Source organism: Vibrio sp. 1069 (genome assembly GCF_033340555.1).
In genome coordinates this window covers 1-628 of record NZ_JAWOWP010000533.1, presented here as the reverse complement: position 1 = coordinate 628, position 628 = coordinate 1, and the positions used below count along the sequence as shown (strand labels likewise).

Genomic DNA, 628 nt, shown 5'->3' with positions numbered 1-628 from the left:
AAACGCTTCTGCTCTTAAAATCAGAAAGGTTGGTCATCATGGCCAACCTTTTTTTTTTATCAGTCCATTCAGTAAAAATCCTCCTATCGATAGTTTTTACCTATCAAATTAATATCCACCACCCATTGGCGTTAATGAGAAGTATTATCGATAATGTATTCATCGAAACAAACACGATTGAGTAATTATCATGAAAAAGACACTAACATTCGCAACGCTGCATTTTACTATCGCATTTAGTGTCGCTTACGTGCTTACTGGCGACATTCTAATTGGTAGTTTAATTGCCATGATTGAGCCATCAGTAAACACCGTCGCTTTTTACTTTCATGAAAAAGCTTGGGCAAGTGTTCCCGCTTTAAAAGCTCGTCAATTCATGACCAAGCTAAAAACCGCGAGTTTCGCAACAGTACACTTTAGCGTAGCGTTTACGGTGGTTTACTTGTTAACGGGTGATGCATTTATCGGTGGCGTTATGGCAATGCTAGAGCCATCATTAAATACCGTAGCCTACTACTTCCACGAAAAAGTTTGGTTACGTAAATCGTCTGATCAGAGCTCAGAGCCGCATTTTTGCTTCCACAAACACGCATAAGAGCGGGTCGAAACCGAAGCAACAGCGAGCTCA

General features: G+C 40.6%; 1 protein-coding gene. It reads left to right on the top strand.

Features of this window, described 5'->3' with window-relative positions; translation table 11 throughout:
* Nucleotides 1-190 precede the first annotated feature (190 nt).
* Nucleotides 191-595 (top strand): DUF2061 domain-containing protein, encoded by a 405-nt coding sequence (locus R7040_RS27580; RefSeq protein WP_140261122.1) that lies wholly within the window; start codon nt 191-193, stop codon nt 593-595.
* Nucleotides 596-628: the final 33 nt, after the last annotated feature.

Bases quoted from the DNA above. Each gene is read 5' to 3' on its own strand.
- R7040_RS27580 (WP_140261122.1), top strand. From the start codon at position 191: ATGAAAAAGACACTAACATTCGCAACGCTGCATTTTACTATCGCATTT.